Source organism: Phenylobacterium sp., from assembly GCF_046291545.1.
Taxonomy (GTDB): domain Bacteria; phylum Pseudomonadota; class Alphaproteobacteria; order Caulobacterales; family Caulobacteraceae; genus Phenylobacterium.
This window is the reverse complement of sequence record NZ_JBKBSM010000010.1, coordinates 67906-84989: the sequence shown is the minus strand read 5'-3', so window position 1 is coordinate 84989 and position 17084 is coordinate 67906. Positions and strand designations below refer to the sequence as shown.

The window sequence follows — 17084 nt, the reverse complement described above, 5'->3', positions numbered from 1 at the left end:
CTCGGCGGGCGCCGCGTCCGGCGCGGCTGGCGGCGCGGGCGCGGCCTCCGTCGTCGGCGCGGCCGGCGCAGCGTCCGTCCGGGCGATCGCCGGGGCGGGCGCCGTCGCCGACGGCGGGGTGTAGAGGCGGCCGAAGGCGATCACCGCCCCCACGCCCACGAGGATCGCCAGGATCCGCGGCTCGAGCACGCGTCCCGCCACCGCCCCGGGCGCCATGCGCGCCAGCACCGGCTCGCCGGGCTTCAGCAACTGGTGCTTCAGGGCGCCGGCCACGTGCAGCGCCAGAAGCACGTAGATGCCCTTCACCAGCACGTCGTGCCCGACCTCGCCCACCTCGTGCCAGGCGCTCCGCGCCGCGCCTTCCAGGCCTTCGAGCCCCGGGACATGCGGCCAGGGGACCACGCCGAACAGCAGGGTCGGAAAGGCCAGGCGGCTGGTGGAGACCATGATCCAGCCGGTCAGGGGCACGGCGATCATCAGCACGTAGAAGCCCCAGTGGACGATCCGCGCCAGCACATGCTCCCAGCGCGCCATCGGATAGGTCTCCGGCGGGGGCGGGTTGAACAGCCGCCAGCCGATCCGCACCAGGCTGAGCAGCAGGATCGAAATGCCGATCGACTTGTGCAGCTGGGTGACGGCGAACACCGTGGGGCTGGCCGGCCCCTCCATGCGTCCAGCCAGCACGATCTGCAGGATGATGGCCGCCGCGATCGTCCAGTGCAGCACGATGGCGACCGCCGAATAACGGCTCTGGCCGGCGGCGGACGAGGCGGGGACGTCTTTCATCCAGGGGGCTCCCTTCGGGTCTTGCGGATCGGTTCGGCCGCCCGCCGGAATGTAAGCGCAGCTGTTACGATCGCAATCCGCGGGCGGCGTCTTCTCCCCCAGGTGGAACGGCGGCGCCTGATCCTGCGCCGGTCTGGTCGCGCGGATTTTACCCGCGGCCCGCCTTGGCCTAAACAGCGCCGATCCCGCAGAGGAGTCCTGCATGTCGTTCCGCGCCCCCACCCGCGACCTGGCGTTCGCGCTCAAGACCGTCGGCCACGCCGCCCTGGTGGCCGAGGCCTTTCCGGAGCTCGACGAGGACACCATCGCTGCGGTGCTCGACGCGGCTGGCGCCTTTACCGAGGAGAAGCTCGCGCCGCTGAACCGCATCGGCGACCAGCAGGGCGCGACCTACGCCAACGGCAAGGTGACGGCCGCCCCCGGCTTCGCCGAAGCCTACCAGGCCTTCGTCGCCGACGGCTGGAACTCGCTGTCCTCGCCGCAGGAATACGGCGGCCAGGGCCTGACCAAGGCCATGGAGCTGGCGGTCTTCGAGATGGTGCATGCGGCGAACATGGCCTTCGGCCTCTGCCCCATGCTCACCCAGGGCGCGATCGAGGCCCTGCACCTGCACGGGACTGAGCGCCAGAAGCGTCTCGTCCTGCCGAAGCTGGTGTCCGGCGAGTGGACCGGCACCATGAACCTGACCGAGCCCCAGGCCGGCTCCGACCTCGCCGCCGTGGCCGCCCGGGCCGAGCCCGACGGCGAGGGCGGCTATCGCCTGACCGGCCAGAAGATCTTCATCACCTGGGGCGACCACGACGCGGCCGAGAACATCTGCCACCTGGTGCTGGCGCGCCTGCCCGACGCCCCGCCCGGGGTGAAGGGCATCAGCCTGTTCCTCGCCCCCAAGCGCCTGGTGAACGAGGACGGAAGCCTCGGCGCCGCCAACGACCTTCGCCCCGGCTCCATCGAGCACAAGCTCGGCATCCACGCTTCGCCCACCTGCGTCATGCTGTTCGAGGGCGCCAGGGCCGAACTCGTCGGCACGGCCAACGAGGGCCTGGCCCACATGTTCGTGATGATGAACGCCGCGCGCCTGCAGGTCGGCGTCCAGGGCGTGGCCATCGCCGAGCGCGCCTACCAGCAGGCCCTCGCCTACGCCCAGGAGCGCCGCCAGGGCCGCGCCGCCTGGGCCGCCGACGGCGCGATCTGGGGCCACCCGGACGTGCGCCGCTCGCTCATGCTGATGAAGGCCAGGATCGAGGCCGCCCGCGGGATCTGCCTGACCACCGGCGTCCTGTCCGACCTGGGCCGCCTCGCCGCGGACGACAGCGTCCGCGCGACCGCCCGGGCGCGCCAGGAACTGCTCACCCCCATCGCCAAGGCCTGGTCCACCGACGTCGGCGTCGAGGTCGCCTCCATGGGCGTGCAGATCCACGGCGGCATGGGCTTCATCGAGGAGACCGGCGCGGCCCAGCACTATCGCGACGCCCGCATCGCCCCGATCTACGAGGGCACCAACGGCATCCAGGCCATCGACCTGATCGGCCGCAAGCTGAACATGGACGGCGGCGCGACCATGGACGCCCTGTGCGCCGACATGGCCGCCACGGCCAGGACGCTGTCGGCCACGGCCGGGCTCGAGACCGTCGGCGCGCGCCTCGACGCCGGCGTCGCCGCCCTGGAGCGGGCGACCGACTGGGCCCTCGCCCACAAGGGCCCCGAGGCCCTGGCCGGCGCCACCCCCTACCTCAAGCTGGCCGGCGACGTGGCCGGCGGCTGGATTCTGGGGCTGCAGGCCCTGGCCGCCACGGGCGAGGACGCCTGGTCGCGCAACAAGGCCGCCCTGGCCCGGGTCTACGCCGCCCAGGTCCTGGCCCAGGCCCCCGGCCTGGCCGAAGCCGTCACCGCCGGCGCCGCCGACCTGGAAGCCGCCACCCCCGAGGCGATGGGGGCGTAGGCGCCCCGCCGCCCCCGCCCCCCGCATGGAGCGCTGCGGGCGCGCAAGCGCGGGACCCATGCGCATCGGCTCGCCGTGCTGTACATGTGCGGCCATGGCCTCCACGCCCAAGCGTTCCCTGTTTTCCACCCGCCTGCCGGCGCCGCCCGCCGGGGTGCGCGCCGAGATCGCCGGGTTCGAGGGCGTGCGCCTGACCATCGACGAGGCCGAGGGCTCCCTGGTTGCGGCGGCCGACCGCCTGGCCCTGCCGGCGCCGGGCGCCGAGGCCGAGGCCTTCGACATCCTCGCCATCTCCGGGGGCGCGGCCGGCGGGGCCTTCGGGGCCGGGGTGCTGGTGGGGCTGACCAAGGCCCGGGCGCGGCCCAAGTTCGCCATCGTCACCGGCGTCAGCACCGGGGCCCTGCTCGCCCCCTTCGCCTTCCTGGGGCCGGAGTGGGACGAACGTCTCACCCACGCCTACACCGGCGGCTATGCGGCCGGCGCGCTCAGCCTGACCCGGCTGGCGCCGGCCTTCGGCGGCGGCATGTTCAACGCCGCGGCCCTCGAAAGCCTGATCGACCCGTTCATTGACGCGGCCCTGATGGAGGCCGTCGCCCGCGAGCATGCGCTGGGCCGGCGGCTCCTGGTCAGCACCACCGACCTCGACCGCCAGAAGACCTGCATGTGGGACATGGGCGAGATCGCCTCGCGCGGCGGCCCCCAGGCCGCGGCCCTGTTCCGCGACATCCTGGTCGCCTCGGCCAGCATGCCAGGCATCTTCCCCCCGCGGCGCTTCACCTGCCAGGCGGACGGGGTGGTCTATGAGGAGATGCACGTGGACGGCGGCGTCGCCGCGCCGCTGTTCATCATGCCCGAGCCGCTGCTGCGCTGGCACGAGCTGGGCCAGCGCCTGGCCGGCGGCCGGATCTACGTGATCGTCAACACGGTGCTGGAGCAGGCGCCGCACACCACCCACGCCAACCTCGCCTCGATCCTGATCCGCAGCTTCGAGACCATGCTGCGCTTCTCCTACCGCAACGCCCTGGGCGCGGCGGCGACCTTCTGCGCGGCCCACGGCCTGCCGCTCAGCGCCACGGCCATCGAGGACGACCCGGCCAACGGCAGCATGCTCAACTTCGACACCGACGCCATGCGCCGCATCTTCGACGCCGCGGTCGAGCGCGCCCAGCGTCCGGACCTGTGGTCCACCCCGGCGCCCCGGCCGCAGGACGAGGCGGTCGCCCCCGACTGACCCGCTAGGCGGCGGCGCGCTGGGGCGCGTCGTGCAGCGCCGGGTCTAGCCCCGCCCCCATCAGGTCGATGAAGTTGTCGCGGTAGAAGCGCCGGCGGGCGGTCTTGCTGGTCCCCTCCAGGGACTCGTTGAACCGCTTCAGCGGATTTCGCCCGCCCTCCACGTGCGGGAAGTCGGAGGAGAACAGCAGCATCTCCTCGCCGGTGTTGTCGATGATCCAGGCCACGTCCTCGTGCGGATAGGGGGTGATGCGGAACTGCCGGCGCGCGATCTCGCTCGGCCGCGCCGAAAGCTTCTGCAGCCGCTCCTCCTTGCCGAAGGCCGCCGCCGCCGAGTCCATGAACTTCATCCAGCTCGGCGCCCAGGACGCGCCCAGCTCGATCGCCCCGAACTTCAGGTTCGGGAAGCGGTCCAGCACCCCGTCGAAGATCAGGACCGCCATGGTCTGCCACACCGACAGCGGGATCGTCATGAAGCTGGTGGAGGTGAAGTTCTCCGCTCCGCCGTGGAAGTCCAGCACCTGGGGCAGGCCGGTCTTGGCGTAGGACCAGTGCATCTTCTCCTCGCCGCCCACGTGGAACAGGATCGGCAGGCCCGCCTCCTGGGCGATCGCCCACAGGGCGTCGAGCTCGACGTGGCTGGGCGAATGGCCCGGCGGATGGCGCGAGGGGATGATCAGACCCTTGGCGCCCATGTCGATGGCCCGCCGGGCGATCTTCGGCGCCTGGGCCCGGTCCACCAGCGGCACGTAGCCCGTGGCCAGGAGCCGGCGGTCCACCGAGCAGAAGTCGGTCATCATGCGGTTGTGGGCCTCGGCCGCGGCCAGGGCCAACTCCACGTCGCCGCTCTCCTCCAGGCCGTAGTTGCCGAGGGCGGCGGTGGTGAACACGAGCTGGCTGGCGAAGCCCAGGAGGTCCAGGGTGCGCGGCCGGTCGTGCTTCAGGAAGGCGCCCAGCGCCTGATAGTTCTTGCGCAGCAGCAGGTTGGCTTCGTCCCCGGCGCGGAAGCCGGGCTCGGCCTGCAGGGCGCGGGCCTTTTCGACCCACGACAGGTCCGCGTCGGGCTTTCGGGTGCGCTCGGCGAACGCCTCGCGGTAGCGGGCTTCGATGTAGCCGTCGATCGTTCCCGGCAGCTCCATGACGTGCGAATCCGCGTCATGGACCGTGAACCCCTCCACATAGGGCATGGGGCGTCCTCCCTGATGTTCTTCTTATTGGGAGGATTTGGCGCCCGGACGGGGCCGCCCGTCAACCGTGCGGCCCCACATCTTCGGCGCGCCCTAGAGCTGGGCCAGGAGGTAGTCGGCCGAGGACACGCGGAATTCCCCGCCTTCCTCGACGTTCAGCTCCTTCACCACGCCGTCGTCGACGATCATCGAATAGCGCTGCGAGCGCTGGCCCATGCCGAAGCGGCTGCCGTCCAGCTCCAGGCCGAGGGCGCGGGTGAAGTCGCCGTTGCCGTCGGCCAGCATCAGGATGTCCTCGCCCACGCCCTGGCTCTCGCCCCAGGCCTTCATGACGAAGGCGTCGTTCACCGAGACGCAGGCGATGGTGTCCACGCCCTTGCCCTTGATCTCGGCGGCCTTCTCCTTGAAGCCCGGCAGGTGCTTGGCCGAGCAGGTGGGGGTGAAGGCGCCGGGCACGGCGAACAGGGCCACGCGCTTGCCCTTGAAGATGTCGTCGGTGGAGAGCGGCCGGGGGCCCTCGGCGGTGGCGGCGGTCAGGGTGGCGGCGGGCAGCGTGTCGCCGGCTTTGATGGTCATGTCTCTCTCCTCCCAGGATGGGCGCAATGCAGATAACAACGCGGCGGCCGCCTGCAACACCTTCGCGTCCGAGACGACTTGAAAGCGCCGCGATCCGGCTCAAATGTCTGGGCATGGCGACTGATCCCACCCTATCGCCGGGCCACGACGGATTTCTCTCGGGCCAGATCCTGATCGCCATGCCCGGCATCGGCGATCCCCGCTTCGAGAGGGCCGTCGTCCTGGTCTGCGCGCACGACGAGAACCACGCCATGGGCCTGGCGGTGAACCGGCCCGTGGAGGGGCTCACCCTGCCCGACCTGCTCACGCGGCTGGACATCCCCGCCGCGGAGGAGGCCCCCTCCGAGCTGGTGCTGATGGGCGGCCCGGTAGAGCGCGAGCGGGGCTTCGTGCTGCACACCGACGACTATTCGGCCAGCGAGGCCAGCGTCCCGGTCGCTCCGGGCGTCACCCTGACCGCCACCCGCGACGTGCTGGCCGCCATGGCCAGCCACCAGGGCGCGCCCCGCCGCTCGATGATGGCCCTGGGCTACGCCGGCTGGGGCGCCGGCCAGCTCGAGGACGAGCTGCGCAACAACGTCTGGCTCACCTGCGAACCGGACGAGGAGCTGATCTTCGGGGCGGACCACGAGCACAAGTGGAGCCGGGCCCTGGCCAAGCTGGGGATCGACCCGCAGTTCCTCACCGCCCAGGCCGGCCGGGCCTAGGGCGCAATCCGCCGAAGTGGACACCGGTTCGGCGGATAGACTGCGCTCTGATTCAAGGAGATTGAGCCTGATGATCCCGATCAGGTCGCTTCACCTGATCGGGTCAGGCTCTAGCCGCGCAGCTTCACCGGGGCGGCGCCGTCGACGTAGCTTTCGTTGAGGTAGACCTCGGCCTCCTGGGCCGACAGCGCCGGGGCGTATCCGAAGCCCTGGCCGTAGTCGCAGCCCAGCGACAGGAGCTGGCGGGCCATGCCGGCGTTCTCCACGCCCTCGGCCACCACCTCCAGCGACAGGTCCTGGCCGAGCTTGACCACCGAGGAGACGATCTTGGCCGAGCCCTCGTTGGTGGCCATGGTGCGCACGAAGTAGCGGTCGATCTTCAGCGTGTCGAACGGCAGCCGCGTCAGGTACGAGAGCGACGAGAAGCCCGTGCCGAAGTCGTCCAGGGCCAGGGCCGCGCCGGCCTCACGCAGGCTGCGCAGCACCACCGCCGCCCGTTCCGGGTCGCGCATCACGTCGCCCTCGGTGACCTCCAGCTTCAGCGCCCCGGGCGGCAGTCCCGTCTCGCGGCGGATCTGCTTGACGTCGGCCACCAGGTCGGGCCGGTCGATCTCCCCGGTCGAGAGGTTCACCGCCACCGTCAGCTCGCCGGCGTCGTGGTGGTTGCGCCGCCAGGTGGCGAGCTGCTTGGCGGCCTCGCGCATCATGTGCGCGCCCAACTCGCTCATCAGCCCCATTTCCTCGCACAGCGGCAGGAACTGGTCGGGGGTCAGGAGGCCGCGACGGGGATGGCGCCAGCGCACCAGCGCCTCGAAGCCCGACAGCGCCCCGGTCGAGAGCCGCACGATCGGCTGGTAGAAGGGGGTCAGCTCGCCCCGGCCCAGGGCGCCGCGCAGGTCCGCCTCCAGGGCCAGGCGTGAAAGCCCGTCGCTCTCGAGCGAGCGGCCGTAGGCCGCCGCCCCGCCGCGCCCGCCGCTCTTGGCGGCCTCCACCGCCAGCTCGGCCCGGCGCAGGAGTTCGGCCGCCTCCGGCGCGTCCTCCCCGCCCTGGGCCTCGACGGCGCCGATGGACAGGGTCGGATGGATGTCGAAGCCGGCCACCCGCAGGGGCTGCTCCAGCGCCGCGCGCAGGATCTCGGCGGCGCGCAGGCCGGAGACCGGGGTCAGCACGGCGAATTCGTCCTCGCCGACCCGGGCCAGCAGGGCCCCCGGCGGAAACGCCGCCGCCAGGCGCGAGCCGAGGGCGGCCAGCACCAGGTCCGCGCGCTCGTGGCCCAGGGCCTCGTTCAGGCGGCGCAGGCGATCCAGGTCGGCGACGACCAGCTCCTGCGCGCCGGGCGTCTGCAGCCGCTCGCGGGCGCGGGCGACGAAGCTGCGCCGGTCCAGGAGGCCGGTGAGCGCATCGGTGTCGGAGGCGGCGAACTTGGTCTCGGGCGCCACCACGCCGGCCGCCCGCACGCCCTCCTCCAGCCAGACGCCGCGCCAGATGCATACGCCCGAGCCGCGCATGCGCATGCGCACGGCGATCTCGCTGCCCGGCTCCTGGGTGCGCAAGATGTCGTCGGCGAAGGCCCTGTCCTGCGGCAGCACCAGGGCGCGCAGGGCGGCGGACGAGCATTCGGGGGCGAGCGGGCCGAGGCCGAGGGCGCGCGACGCGCCGGTCAGGAGCAGCCGATCGCGCTCAGGCTCCCAGAACCACAGCGCCACGTCTGCGGCCCCCAGCGCCTCAAGCGTCGAGGTGGCGTCCCAGATCCAGCGATCGCTTGCCATTGCCCCACATTTCGACCGGCCGCGGGCCGCCGGTCAGACCGAAACACCAAAGTCCGGCTCGTCGCGCGCTGGGAGCGTGGAGACCATGCCGAACAGGACATGATCTCGCCAAACGCCGTTAATTTTCAGATAAGCCTTGGCGTGGCCCTCCTCCTCGAACCCGGCCTTGTTCAGGAGGGTGCGCGAGGGGGTGTTGTGCGGCAGGCAGGCCGCCTCCAGCCGATGCAGGGCGAGCGTCCGGAACGCGAACTGCGCGACCGCCTTCACCGCCGCCAGGGTGTAGCCGCGCCGGGTGAAGGGCTGGCCGCACCAGTAGCCGACCGAGGCCATCTGGGCGACGCCCCGGCGCACGTTCGACAGGGTCACCCCGCCGGTGAGGGCGCCGTCGCTGGCGCGGAACACGAAGAACGGATAGGCCGCGCCCACCTCCCGGTCCCGGGCGTAGGCGGCCAGCCGCCGGCGGAACGCCGCTCGGCTGAGGTCGTCCACCGGCCAGGTCGGCTCCCAGGGCTGCAGGAACTCGCGCGAGCGGCTGCGCAGGTCCCGCCATTCGGCGAAATCGGCCGCGCGCGGCGGGCGCAGGCGCACGCCGTCGCCTTCGATCCGCAGGCCGCTCTCCGGCGCCATCCAGTCCAGCAACGCCATGGCGCTACACGTCCCGGTTATGGGAGCGCCGTCAAGACCGCCGCGCCTCTCAAGGGAACAGGGCCCGCTGGAAGACGTCCCCGGCCTTCAGCGCCGCCTTGGGGCCCAGCACGGCGCAGGCGGCCCTTTTCGGCGCCAGCATCGCCCCGCCCAGGCGGGCCAGGTCCCCGGCGCCGACGGCGTCGATGCGGTCGGCCAGTTCCCGGGCCGGCAGGGCCCTGCCGAACAGCAGCACCTGGCCGGCGGCCTGCTCGGCCCGCGCCACCGGCGATTCCCGCGCCATGAACATCGAGCCCTTGAGCTGCGCCTTGGCGCGGGCGAGCTCGGGGCCGGTCACCGAGCCCGCCAGGCCGGCGATCTCCCCGGCCGCCACGCTGGCGAGTTCGGCCGCGTCGCCGGCCGCGCAGCCGGCGAACACCCCCAGCACGCCGGCGTCGGCGTAGGTGTCCGCATAGGCGTCGATGGCGTAGGCCAGGCCGCGCTTCTCCCGCGCCTCCTGGAACAGGCGCGAGGCCATGCCGCCGCCGAGGATCTCGGCGAACAGCCGCAGGGCGAAATAGTCCGGGTCGGCCAGCCCGACCGCCGGCAGCAGGAAGACGAGGTTGGCCTGCTCCAGCCGCTTGGCCAGGGGCCGCACCCCGCCGACGAACTGGCCCTGCGGCGCGGGCGGCGCCTCGCCCCCGGCCGCCGCTCCGCCGAAATCGCGCTCGGCCAGCCGCAGCAGCTCGTCCTCGTCCACCGCCCCGGCGGCGCTGATCACCAGCCCCTCCGGCGCATAGAGCGCGGCGCGCCAGGCCTCCAGGGTCTGCGGCTCGGCGGTTCCGATCGACCCCACCGTGCCGAGGATCGAGCGTCCCAGGGGATGGTCGCCATAGGCGGCTTCCTGGGCCAGTTCGAACACCAGGTCGTCGGGGGTGTCGGCGGCCTCGGCGATCTCCTGGCCCACCACCTGCTTCTCGCGGGCGAGGTCCGCGGCGTCCATCGTCGGACGCAGCACCAGGTCGGCGACGACCGAGAGCCCGAGGTCGAGCCCGCCCTCCAGGGCCCGCACCTGGAAGCTGGTGCGCTCATAGCCCGTGGCCGCGTTGATGTGGCCGCCCTCGCCCTCGATCGCCTCGACGATCTCGCGGGCCGAGCGTGCGCCCGCGCCCTTGAACACCATGTGCTCCAGAAGGTGCGACCAGCCCGAGCGGGCGGCGTCCTCGTAGCGGGCCCCGCGGCCGGCGACGACGGAGAGCGCTGCGGTCTCGAGTCCCGGGATCGGGTCGCAGACGACCCGCACGCCGTTGGCCAGCGCGTGGACGCGCGGCGGGGGGAGGTCAGCTTTCCGCAAAGGCCAGGACATAGTCCTTGATGACGGCGGCGTCCGCCGGCAGCCGGTCGAAGCGCTCGGCCTTGCCGGCCAGCGAGGCGGCGACAGGCGGCGCCTTCGGCGCCTCGCCGGTGGCCGCGCTCACGGCTTCGGGGAACTTGGCGGCGTGCGCCGTGGACAGCACCACCACGGGCGCGGCCGCCTCTCCGGTGCGGCCCAGGGCGGCCACGGCCACGGCGGTGTGCGGGTCGATCATCTCGCCGGTGTCGTGCAGCGTCGCCAGCATGGTGCGGGCCGTCTCGCCCTCGCTGATCGCCACGCCCGTGAAGGTCTCGCGCATGGTGGCCAGGGCCTGGGGCGGGATGTCGATCACCCCGGCCTCGGCGAAGGCGGTGAAGGCGCGGGCGGTCTCCAGCCCGTCGCGGCGCACGCACTCGAAATAGAGCCGCTCGAAGTTGGAGGCCGACTGGATGTCCATCGCCGGGGACTGGGTCGGCGTCACCGCGCCGCGGGCGTAGCGGCCCTCCTGGAAGGCGCGGGCGAGGATGTCGTTGGAGTTGGTCGCCACCACGATCCTGGAGATCGGCAGGCCCATCAGCTTGGCGACGTAGCCGGCGAACCCGTCGCCGAAGTTGCCGGACGGGACGGCGAAGGCCACCTCGCGATGCGGCGCGCCCAGGGCCGCCGCGCTGGTGAAGTAGTAGACCGCCTGGGCCACGATGCGGGCGAAGTTGATCGAGTTGACCGCCGACAGGCCGACCCGCTGCTTCAGCGAACCGTCGGCCAGGGCCGTCTTCAGGATCGCCTGGCAGTCGTCGAAGGTGCCGGCCACGGCCACGCAGCGGACGTTGTCCTCCACCGCCGTCGTCATGAAGCGGCGCTGCACCTCGCTGATGCCGCCCTCCGGGAACATCACCACGATGCGGGTGTTGGACCGGCCGCGGAAGGCCTCGACCGCCGCCCCGCCGGTGTCGCCCGAGGTGGCGCACAGGATGGTCTGGCTGCGCTTCTGCTGGCCCAGCACGTGGTCCGACAGGCGCGCCAGCAGTTGCATGGCTACGTCCTTGAACGCCAGGCTGGGCCCGTGGAACAGCTCGGCCATGAACGCCCGCGGGGTGAGCTGCACCAGCGGCACGACGGCGGCGTGGGTGAACGAGGCGTAGGCCTCTGCGCACATCTCGTCCAGGATCGCGCGGTCGATCTCCTCGCCGGCGAAACGGGCCAGGACCTCGGCGGCCACCTCGGCGTAGGGGCGCCCCGCGAAGGCGGCGATCTCCTGCGGAGTGAACCGCGGCCACTCCTCGGGCACGTAGAGGCCGCCGTCCGGCGCAAGCCCCGCCAGGACCGCATCGACAAAACCGACCGCGGGCGCGTCGCCCCGCGTGGACACGTAGCGCATCAGGCCTTCCGCCTCTTCCAAAGCAGGGCGGCATAGACGCCGACAAGGGCGGCGGCAAGGCCGAACCAGGTCATGGCGTACTCCAGGTGGCGGTTGGGGATTTCGGCCGGCAGCGCCGCCGGCTCCAGCGCCTTCCACTGCGGATTGGTCGAGGTCTCGGCCATCAGGAACACCGGCGCCGGCCGCTGCGCCCCGAGCCTGGCCGCCATCGCCGCCACGTCGCGGGAGAACCAGCGGTTGGCGTCCGGCTCGTTGGCGGGGGTGACGAAGGTGGCCGGGTCCGGCGCGCGCAGGACGCCGGTCACCTCGACCGGCGTGCGGTCCGCCGGGTCGACCGGCGGGCGGGCCGAGATCGTGTCGGCCACGAAGCCGCGGTCCACCAGGATCGCGCCGTAGGGTCCGCCCTCCAGGGCGCAGGCCGAGACCAGCCGTGCGCCGGCCTGGCCGTCCTTGAGGGCGTAGAGCTGCAGGAAGGGGGCCTGGGCCAGCCCCGGGCAGACCGCCGTGACCCGGGTGAAGTCGACCGTCTGGCCGTCGGCCAGGCGCTCCAGCGCCGGGGCGATCGGCCGGGAGGGCGCGGCCTGCAGGGCGGCGATCTCGGCCAGCAGGTCCTGCTTCCACTTCAGGCGCTGGAGCTGCCAGGCGCCGAGGGAGACGAGGATGGCCAGCGAGATCAGGACCGCGATGGTCAGTCCGACCGGCGCCTTGGCCGTGCGGTCAGTCATCGCTGCGGGCTTCGGACGCCTTGTTGGCGAACTGGGCGGCCAGCATGATTCCCTTCAGCGGCCGCAGCAGGAGAAGCGAGATCACCAGCGTGGCCGGGAGCCACAGCACCAGGTGCACCCATACCGGCGGGTGCAGGGCGAACTCGGTGAACAGGGCGCCGAAGGCCACGATGAAGCCGGCGATCAGGATCACGAAGACCGCCGGCCCGTCGCCGGAATCGGCCTTCGCCAGATCGAAGCCGCAGGCTTCACAGCGGGGGGCGACCCGGAGGAAGCCCTCGAAGAGATGGCCTTCGCCGCAGTTGGGGCAGCGGCCGGTCAGGCCCGCCAACAACGGATTATGTGAGGCCATGCTCTGCTCCAGGCGGCGGGATCAGTGCCCCGCCGCGCCGCCGAAGATGACGTAGATGAAGGCGAACAGGAACAGCCACACCACGTCGACGAAGTGCCAGTACCAGGCCGCCGCCTCGAAGCCGAAGTGCTGCTTGGGCGTGAAGCCGCCGCGCAGCAGCCGGATCAGGCAGACCGCCAGGAAGATGGTGCCGATCAGCACGTGGAAGCCGTGGAAGCCGGTCGCCATGAAGAAGGACGAGCCGTAGAGGCCGGAGTTCGCCGCCTCCTCGGAGAAGAAGTACTTGTGCTCGAGGATGTGGTGGTACTCGTAGGCCTGCACCGAGGTGAACAGCACGCCGAGCGCGATGGTCAGGGCCAAGCCGATCTTGGCGCCGTTGCGGTCGCCCTGCTGCAGCGCGTGGTGCGCCCAGGTCACCGTGGTGCCCGACAGCAGCAGGATCAGGGTGTTGACCAGCGGCAGGTTCCAGGCCGGCACCGTCTCAATGCCGTGCGGCGGCCAGGTGGCCCAGGCCAGGCGCACTTCCTCGATCGAGGACAGCGTCCGGTGGCCGTGGAACAAGGCCATCTCGAAGAAGATCCAGAACCAGGCCACGAAGAACATCACCTCGGAGGCGATGAACAGGATCATGCCGTAGCGCAGGCCGATGGAGACGACCGGGGTGTGGTCGCCCGCGTTGGCTTCCTTCACCACGTCCGACCACCAGCCGAACATGGTGTAGAGCACCCCCGCCAGGCCGGCGAAGAAGACCCAGGAGGTCCCCTTGTCCAGGCCGAACAGGCCCTTCATCCAGATGACGCCGCCGATCGCCATGATCGTCGCGGCGACGGAGCCGGTCAGCGGCCACGGGCTCGGGTTGACCAGGTGGTAGTCGTGTTTGACGCCTTCGTGGGCCATTTCGGTCCTAACCCCTCTATCCTCTCCAGGCGCCGGCCCCTCAGGTCTCTCCCGACCGGCGCAAGGTCTTGCGTGGTGCTATAGCCCCGCCGCCTGCGTCCCGCCAAGGGGCGAAGGCCCCTGGACGTGCGATGCTTGGGCGCGCTGGGGTTCCGGGGGCGCGTCGACCGCCGGGAAGAAGGTGTAGGAGAGAGTGACCTCGCTCTTTCCCTTCGTCTCGAAGTCGGTCGCGAACTCCGGATCGACGAAATAGATCATCGGAAACTCGATGGTCTCTCCAGGCTGGATCGTCTGGTCCGAGAAGCAGAAGCACTGCAGCTTGCGGAAATAGGCGCCAGCGCTCTCGGGCACGACGTTGTAGATCGCCCGGCCGGTGACGGGCTTGTCGCCGTGATTGGTGACCTTGAAGAAGGCCATCGCGGTCTCGCCGAGCTTGACGTCCTGCGACACCTGCTCGGCGCTGAAGTCCCAGGGCAGGTTGCGGGTGTTCACGTCGAAGCGGATCGTCAGCTTGCGGTCCAGCACCTTGTCCGGCGCCGCCTCGGCCCGCCGCACGGTGCCGTCGAAGCCGGTCACCTGGCAGAAGGCGCGGTAGACGGGCACCGCCGCGTAGGCCGCCCCGATCATGCCCACGAACACCGTGGCGCAGATGATCGCCAGGCGCTTGTTGCGCCGCGCGGTGGCGGACGGGGCGGGGGGCTTAGAAGGGTCGGCTGAAGACATTGGCGCCAAGGCGGGCGAGGGTGATCAGGAAGACGAGGAGCGCGAACAGCGCCAGGCCCAGGGCCAGGGCGATGTTGCGGCCGCGGCGCGCGCGGCCGTGGGCTTCGCTCTCGCGGTTGGGATCGCTCATGACAGCAGCTCCAGCGCCGGAGCGCCCGCCAGGTGCTCGCCCAGCAGGGTGGCGAACAGCAGCGTCAGATAGAGGATCGAGAAGGCGAACAGGTTGCGCGCGTCCTTGGCCCCGGCGCGCACGTCGTAGAGGCCGTCGTCGTTGCGCTCCTCGGCGCTGTCGCCGGCGCGGCTGACGAACACCCGCCAGGCCAGCACCAGGAACAGGAGCCCGCCGGCCGCCGCGACTCCCAGATAGGCCGCCCCGCCCAGGCCGGTGAACGCCGGCGCCAGGCAGACCGGCACGAACAGCAGGCTGTAGATCAGAATCTGGCGGCGGGTGGAGGCGGCTCCGGCCACCACCGGCATCATCGGCACGCCGGCCTTCTGGTAGTCCTCGCTGGTGTAGAGCGACAGCGCCCAGAAGTGCGGCGGGGTCCACATGAAGATGATGGCGCACAGGAGCCAGGCGTTGAGCGGGGCGGTCCCCGTCGCCGCGGCCCAGCCGATCACCGGCGGCAGGGCGCCGGCCAGCCCGCCGATGACGATGTTCTGCGCCGTCCAGCGCTTCAGCCACATCGTGTAGACGACGGCGTAGAAGAAGATGGTGAAGGCCAGCAGCCCCGCCGCCACCCAGCCCGCCGCCATCGCCATCAGCAGGACCGAGAACAGGCTGAGCACGATCCCCAGCGCCAGGGCGTCGGCGCCCTGCACCCGGCCCGCCGGCACCGGCCGGCCGCGGGTGCGGCGCATCTTGGCGTCGATGTCGGCGTCGTACCACATGTTCAGGGCGCCCGAGGCGCCCGCGCCCACGGCGATGCACAGGATCGCCACCGCCCCGAGCACCGGGTTCACCGGCACGTCGGCGCAGACCAGACCCGTCACGCCGGTGAACACCACCAGCGACATCACCCTCGGCTTCAGGAGCAGAAGGAAGTCCCGCCAGGTGGCAGGCGATCGGGAAGCGGACAGCGTGGGCGTCATGGCCACGGAGAATACTCTCTAATGGAGTCGGGGGCGCGCGCCGGATTGTCGCCGGCCCGCGCCCCCGTCAGGTCAGATGCGAGCGCCTAGTGCAGGTCGGGCTTGACCACCGGCAGCTCGTTGAACTGGTGGAACGGCGGCGGAGAGGACAGGGTCCACTCCAGCGTCGTGGCGCCTTCGCCCCAGGGGTTCGCCTCGGCCTTGCGGCGCATGATGGCGGCTTCCAGGAGCACCAGCAGGAACACGCCCACGCCGACGGCGGTGATCGCGTAGCCGACCGAGGAGACGTAGTTCCACTGGGCGAAGGCTTCCGGATAGTCGATGTAGCGGCGCGGCATCCCCTGCAGGCCCAGGAAGTGCTGCGGGAAGAAGATCAGGTTCACGCCGATGAACGTGATCCAGAAGTGCAGCGCGCCCATCCACTCGCGGTACTTCACGCCGAACATCTTCTCGAACCAGTAGTAGAAGCCCGCGAAGATCGCGAACACGGCGCCCAGGCTCAGCACGTAGTGGAAGTGCGCCACCACGTAGTAGGTGTCGTGCAGCTGGTAGTCGACGCCTGCGTTGGCCAGGACCACGCCGGTCACGCCGCCCACGGTGAACAGGAAGATGAAGCCGATCGCCCACAGCATGGGCGTCTTGAAGTCGATCGACCCGCCCCACATCGTGGCGATCCAGGAGAAGATCTTGATCCCGGTCGGCACCGCGATGACCATCGTGGCGGCCACGAAGTAGGCGCGCAGGTTGATGCCCATGCCCACGGTGTACATGTGGTGGGCCCAGACGATGAAGCCGATGAAGCCGATGGCGACCATGGCGTAGGCCATGGCGAGGTAGCCGAACACGGGCTTCTTGGAGAACGTCGAGACGATGTGGCTGATGATGCCGAAGCCCGGCAGGATCAGGATGTACACTTCCGGGTGCCCGAAGAACCAGAACAGGTGCTGGTACATGATCGGGTCGCCGCCGCCGGCGGGGTCGAAGAAGTGGGTGCCGAAGTTGCGGTCGGTCAGCAGCATGGTGATCGCGCCGGCCAGCACGGGCAGCGAGAGCAGCAGCAGGAAGACCGTGACCAGCACCGCCCACACGAACAGCGGCATCCGGTGCAGGGTCATGCCCGGCGCGCGCATGTTGAAGATGGTGGTGATGAAGTTGATCGAGCCGAGGATCGAGCTGGCGCCCGCCAGGTGGACCGACAGGATCGCCAGGTCCATGGCCGGGCCGGTGTGGCCGGTGGTGGACAGCGGCGGATAGAGCGTCCAGCCGCCGCCAAAGCCGGGGCCGGGGCCGCCGTCGACGAACATCGAGCAGACCAGCAGCACCCAGGCCGAGCACAGCAGCCAGAACGAGATGTTGTTCATCCGCGGGAAGGCCATGTCCGGCGCGCCGATCATGATCGGCACGAACCAGTTGCCGAAGCCGCCGATCATGGCGGGCATGACCATGAAGAAGATCATGATCAGGGCGTGGGCCGTGACCACGGCGTTGTAGCCGTGCTTGGAGGCCTGGATCAGCCCGAGCTGGTCGAGCAGCGAGCCCTGGGTGAACACCTGCAGGCCCGGCTCGGCCAGTTCCCAGCGGATCAGGCCGGACAGGGCGCCGCCGACCAGGCCCGCCATGATGGCGAACAGCAGGTAGAGCGTGCCGATGTCCTTGTGGTTGGTCGAGAACAGCCAACGCACGAAGAAGCTGGGCTTGTGGTCGTGGCTGTCGTGGTGATCGTGGGCGGAGGCTTGAGCCAT

Annotated in this window: 17 protein-coding genes; 3 read left to right on the top strand and 14 right to left on the bottom strand. The window is 71.1% G+C overall.

The genetic code is table 11. From position 1 onward, the window contains the following. Nucleotides 1-786: cytochrome b (locus ACK4YQ_RS16690; protein ID WP_409612835.1), on the bottom strand; the 786-nt coding region annotated here is incomplete at its 3' end. 202 nt (nucleotides 787-988) lie between these two features. On the opposite strand from ACK4YQ_RS16690, the gene ACK4YQ_RS16685 reads away from it, so the two are divergent. Continuing rightward, a complete protein-coding gene (locus ACK4YQ_RS16685; RefSeq protein ID WP_409612833.1) occupies nucleotides 989-2728 on the top strand; it encodes an acyl-CoA dehydrogenase in 1740 nt (579 codons plus the stop codon). A 94-nt stretch (nucleotides 2729-2822) separates the two neighbouring features. Continuing rightward, entirely contained in the window at nucleotides 2823-3959 is a 1137-nt protein-coding gene (locus ACK4YQ_RS16680; RefSeq protein WP_409612831.1) for a patatin-like phospholipase family protein, read from the top strand. 4 nt (nucleotides 3960-3963) lie between these two features. On the opposite strand, the gene ACK4YQ_RS16675 is transcribed toward ACK4YQ_RS16680, so the two are convergent. Both ACK4YQ_RS16675 and ACK4YQ_RS16670 read right to left on the bottom strand, forming a co-directional pair. Next, nucleotides 3964-5145 carry an amidohydrolase family protein gene (locus ACK4YQ_RS16675; protein WP_409612829.1) on the bottom strand — a complete coding sequence of 394 codons (1182 nt, stop codon included), beginning with the start codon at nucleotides 5143-5145 and terminating at the stop codon, nucleotides 3964-3966. Nucleotides 5146-5238: 93 nt separating this feature from the next. Beyond that, nucleotides 5239-5721 carry a peroxiredoxin gene (locus ACK4YQ_RS16670; protein ID WP_409612827.1) on the bottom strand — a complete coding sequence of 161 codons (483 nt, stop codon included), beginning with the start codon at nucleotides 5719-5721 and terminating at the stop codon, nucleotides 5239-5241. A 113-nt stretch (nucleotides 5722-5834) separates the two neighbouring features. On the opposite strand from ACK4YQ_RS16670, the gene ACK4YQ_RS16665 reads away from it, so the two are divergent. Then, a complete protein-coding gene (locus tag ACK4YQ_RS16665; RefSeq protein ID WP_409612825.1) occupies nucleotides 5835-6428 on the top strand; it encodes a YqgE/AlgH family protein in 594 nt (197 codons plus the stop codon). Nucleotides 6429-6538: 110 nt separating this feature from the next. Here the strand turns inward: ACK4YQ_RS16665 and ACK4YQ_RS16660 are convergent, their stop codons facing one another. The 11 genes from ACK4YQ_RS16660 to ctaD form a co-directional block, all read right to left on the bottom strand. After that, nucleotides 6539-8197, bottom strand: a complete 1659-nt coding sequence (locus ACK4YQ_RS16660; RefSeq protein ID WP_409612823.1) for a putative bifunctional diguanylate cyclase/phosphodiesterase — start codon at nucleotides 8195-8197, stop codon at nucleotides 6539-6541. A gap of 33 nt (nucleotides 8198-8230) precedes the next feature. Beyond that, nucleotides 8231-8842 carry a GNAT family N-acetyltransferase gene (locus ACK4YQ_RS16655; RefSeq protein WP_409612821.1) on the bottom strand — a complete coding sequence of 204 codons (612 nt, stop codon included), beginning with the start codon at nucleotides 8840-8842 and terminating at the stop codon, nucleotides 8231-8233. 49 nt (nucleotides 8843-8891) lie between these two features. Continuing rightward, the gene (locus tag ACK4YQ_RS16650) at nucleotides 8892-10175 is read right to left on the bottom strand and encodes a M16 family metallopeptidase (protein ID WP_409612819.1); all 1284 of its coding nucleotides are present in this window, start codon (nucleotides 10173-10175) and stop codon (nucleotides 8892-8894) included. Further along, nucleotides 10162-11553, bottom strand: a complete 1392-nt coding sequence (gene thrC, locus ACK4YQ_RS16645; RefSeq protein WP_409612818.1) for a threonine synthase — start codon at nucleotides 11551-11553, stop codon at nucleotides 10162-10164. The genes ACK4YQ_RS16650 and thrC overlap by 14 nt, the downstream gene beginning before the upstream one ends. Next, complete coding sequence (locus tag ACK4YQ_RS16640) at nucleotides 11553-12278, bottom strand: SURF1 family protein (RefSeq protein WP_409612816.1); 726 nt, start codon at nucleotides 12276-12278, stop codon at nucleotides 11553-11555. The genes thrC and ACK4YQ_RS16640 overlap by 1 nt, the downstream gene beginning before the upstream one ends. Then, a complete protein-coding gene (locus tag ACK4YQ_RS16635) occupies nucleotides 12271-12630 on the bottom strand; it encodes a DUF983 domain-containing protein (protein ID WP_409612814.1) in 360 nt (119 codons plus the stop codon). The genes ACK4YQ_RS16640 and ACK4YQ_RS16635 overlap by 8 nt, the downstream gene beginning before the upstream one ends. Before the next feature lie 21 nt (nucleotides 12631-12651). Continuing rightward, the gene (locus tag ACK4YQ_RS16630; RefSeq protein WP_409612813.1) at nucleotides 12652-13527 is read right to left on the bottom strand and encodes a cytochrome c oxidase subunit 3; all 876 of its coding nucleotides are present in this window, start codon (nucleotides 13525-13527) and stop codon (nucleotides 12652-12654) included. A 78-nt stretch (nucleotides 13528-13605) separates the two neighbouring features. Beyond that, complete coding sequence (locus tag ACK4YQ_RS16625; RefSeq protein WP_409612811.1) at nucleotides 13606-14250, bottom strand: cytochrome c oxidase assembly protein; 645 nt, start codon at nucleotides 14248-14250, stop codon at nucleotides 13606-13608. After that, on the bottom strand, nucleotides 14228-14380 hold the full coding sequence (locus ACK4YQ_RS16620; protein WP_409612809.1) for a hypothetical protein: 153 nt from the start codon (nucleotides 14378-14380) through the stop codon (nucleotides 14228-14230). Before ACK4YQ_RS16620 ends, ACK4YQ_RS16625 begins: the two co-directional genes overlap by 23 nt. Then, the gene (gene cyoE / locus ACK4YQ_RS16615) at nucleotides 14377-15342 is read right to left on the bottom strand and encodes a heme o synthase (protein ID WP_409612843.1); all 966 of its coding nucleotides are present in this window, start codon (nucleotides 15340-15342) and stop codon (nucleotides 14377-14379) included. Before cyoE ends, ACK4YQ_RS16620 begins: the two co-directional genes overlap by 4 nt. A gap of 86 nt (nucleotides 15343-15428) precedes the next feature. Continuing rightward, nucleotides 15429-17084, bottom strand: a complete 1656-nt coding sequence (ctaD, locus tag ACK4YQ_RS16610) for a cytochrome c oxidase subunit I (protein ID WP_409612807.1) — start codon at nucleotides 17082-17084, stop codon at nucleotides 15429-15431.

What these genes read in the sequence shown, in the direction of transcription:
- ACK4YQ_RS16685 (WP_409612833.1), top strand. Translation starts at nt 989, where the DNA reads ATGTCGTTCCGCGCCCCCACCCGCGACCTGGCGTTCGCGCTCAAGACC.
- ACK4YQ_RS16680 (WP_409612831.1), top strand. Translation starts at nt 2,823, where the DNA reads ATGGCCTCCACGCCCAAGCGTTCCCTGTTTTCCACCCGCCTGCCGGCG.
- ACK4YQ_RS16675 (WP_409612829.1), bottom strand. Translation starts at nt 5,145, where the DNA reads ATGCCCTATGTGGAGGGGTTCACGGTCCATGACGCGGATTCGCACGTC.
- ACK4YQ_RS16670 (WP_409612827.1), bottom strand. Translation starts at nt 5,721, where the DNA reads ATGACCATCAAAGCCGGCGACACGCTGCCCGCCGCCACCCTGACCGCC.
- ACK4YQ_RS16665 (WP_409612825.1), top strand. Translation starts at nt 5,835, where the DNA reads ATGGCGACTGATCCCACCCTATCGCCGGGCCACGACGGATTTCTCTCG.
- ACK4YQ_RS16660 (WP_409612823.1), bottom strand. Translation starts at nt 8,197, where the DNA reads ATGGCAAGCGATCGCTGGATCTGGGACGCCACCTCGACGCTTGAGGCG.
- ACK4YQ_RS16655 (WP_409612821.1), bottom strand. Translation starts at nt 8,842, where the DNA reads ATGGCGTTGCTGGACTGGATGGCGCCGGAGAGCGGCCTGCGGATCGAA.
- thrC (WP_409612818.1), bottom strand. Translation starts at nt 11,553, where the DNA reads ATGCGCTACGTGTCCACGCGGGGCGACGCGCCCGCGGTCGGTTTTGTC.
- ACK4YQ_RS16640 (WP_409612816.1), bottom strand. Translation starts at nt 12,278, where the DNA reads ATGACTGACCGCACGGCCAAGGCGCCGGTCGGACTGACCATCGCGGTC.
- ACK4YQ_RS16635 (WP_409612814.1), bottom strand. Translation starts at nt 12,630, where the DNA reads ATGGCCTCACATAATCCGTTGTTGGCGGGCCTGACCGGCCGCTGCCCC.
- ACK4YQ_RS16630 (WP_409612813.1), bottom strand. Translation starts at nt 13,527, where the DNA reads ATGGCCCACGAAGGCGTCAAACACGACTACCACCTGGTCAACCCGAGC.
- ACK4YQ_RS16625 (WP_409612811.1), bottom strand. Translation starts at nt 14,250, where the DNA reads ATGTCTTCAGCCGACCCTTCTAAGCCCCCCGCCCCGTCCGCCACCGCG.
- ACK4YQ_RS16620 (WP_409612809.1), bottom strand. Translation starts at nt 14,380, where the DNA reads ATGAGCGATCCCAACCGCGAGAGCGAAGCCCACGGCCGCGCGCGCCGC.
- cyoE (WP_409612843.1), bottom strand. Translation starts at nt 15,342, where the DNA reads ATGACGCCCACGCTGTCCGCTTCCCGATCGCCTGCCACCTGGCGGGAC.
- ctaD (WP_409612807.1), bottom strand. Translation starts at nt 17,084, where the DNA reads ATGGCTCAAGCCTCCGCCCACGATCACCACGACAGCCACGACCACAAG.